The organism is Pseudoduganella sp. RAF53_2 (genome assembly GCF_052113985.1).
Lineage (GTDB): Bacteria > Pseudomonadota > Gammaproteobacteria > Burkholderiales > Burkholderiaceae_D > Rugamonas.
Genome location: NZ_JBFRDW010000900.1, coordinates 1 through 1757 on the forward strand (window position 1 = coordinate 1; position 1757 = coordinate 1757).

Genomic DNA, 1757 nt, shown 5'->3' on the forward strand with positions numbered 1-1757 from the left:
GTCGTCGGCGCCGGTCAGGTCGATGCCCAGGTATTCGGCGGACTTCAGCACCTGGCGCGCAGCCGACTTCACGAAGGCGTCCAGCTGGGTCGCATCCAGGCCGCACAGCGCGGCTGCTTCGTCGGCGTCGCCATCGTGGTAGCACAGGTGGTGCGCCAGGCGCACGATGCGGATCAGGGGATGCGCGGACTCCAGGCGCGTGACCGGCTCGTGGTGATACAGCACCGAGTCGGCCAGGAAGGAATCCAGGTTCCAGCGTTCGATCAGCCAGGCGCCCGCTTCGGTGTGCGTGATTTCCAGGGTGCGCTGCTCGACGGCGCACAGGTCTTCGTCGTCGCGCGCGGTGAAGTTGTAGGCGTATTCCTTCGGCGCGGTGGACAGCAGGGCCAGGCGGCCGACATTGTGCAGCAGGCCGGCCAGATAGGCTTCTTCCACGTGCGGGTAATCCATGGCGCGGGCGATGTCGCGCGCGATCACGGCAGTGGTAAGGGAACCTTTCCAAAACGCGCGCAGATCGGTGCTGCCGGAGTGCGGGAAGTTGTTGAAGGTCTGGAACACGGATTCGCTGATCACCAGCGTTTTGATCATGTCCGTGCCGAGCGACACCAGGGCCTGCTCCAGGCCTACGGAACGGCTGTGGCGCTGGTAGGCCGAGCTGTTGGCCACCGACAGGATCTTGGACGTCATCCCGGCATCCTTGGCGATCAGCGCGGCCAACTCCGGCATGCCGGCGTCGTCGGCTTGCAGCAGCTCAATCAGCTTGATGAGAATCTGCGGCATGGCCGGCAGACGCGCGATCAGCAAGCGATTGCGGATGTCATGATCAGGTTGATGCATCTTGGCGCCAAGGTGACGTAAAAAATCGGCGCCTAGCACATGGGGCGCCTGTTCAATTCTTTAAACAGTAACAGCTTTACCGTGCATTTCCCGCTTGCAATCTCAAATGCACATTAACATAAATATACTATAACTTATCGGCAATACAAATTCCCGGCGACACTTTGTTGCATTTATTAACGTACTAAGAGGGATTATTGTTAAAAATAAAACAATGTTGCTGTTATTCTTTCATTGGGACGATAGCATGCGCTTGACCACGCGCGACGTCAACCATAATCCGAGGGCTGTTACCGTAAAGCACAATTGGGCGCAGGCCAACAGTAGTATGGAGTGCGACAGCGCCGGGGCAATCACGCCTGCAATCACGGCGGCCAGCAGGGTGACGGCAAAACTTTGGCAGGAGGCGACCGTGCCGCGGATGTGCGGGAACAGGTCCAGCGCCAGCAATGTGGCGCCCGGGGCGACGACCGACATGCCGAAGGTGTAGAAGAAGATCGGCAAAGTGCTCCACGGCAGGGCGGGCGGCAGGAATAGGTGGTACAGCACATTCACCGCGGCGGCCGTCAGCAGGAAAGCGAAGCCGAAGCGGATCTGGCGCGCGAAGCTCCATTTGCCGGCGATGCGGTTGGCGGCCAGTGCACCGAGGAAGATGCCCGACACGGCAGGCACGAACAGCCACGCGAACTGGTCCGGGCCAAGGTGCAACTGCTCCGGCAGCGCAATCGGCGCGGCGGAGATGTAGACAAACAGGCCGCAGAAATTTAGCGCTACCACGCCTGTCTTCAAATGGAAAAGCGGCGAGGACAAAATCGTGCGGTAGCTGGTCCACAGGAAGCGCGGATTGAAGGCATGGCGCTTGTGCGGCGGCAGCGTTTCCGGCAGGCGGCGGTAGCACACCACGAACAGCAGGATGGTGT

2 protein-coding genes are annotated in these 1757 nt (G+C 60.4%); both read right to left on the bottom strand.

What is annotated here, in order from left to right:
* Positions 1–837 (bottom strand): HDOD domain-containing protein (locus AB4Z11_RS30810; RefSeq protein ID WP_442029855.1); only part of this gene is annotated, 837 nt, incomplete at its 3' end.
* Between the two features lie 231 nt (positions 838–1068).
* Positions 1069–1757, bottom strand: a 689-nt coding sequence (locus tag AB4Z11_RS30815; protein WP_442029856.1) for an MFS transporter, incomplete at its 5' end; no start/stop codon positions are given.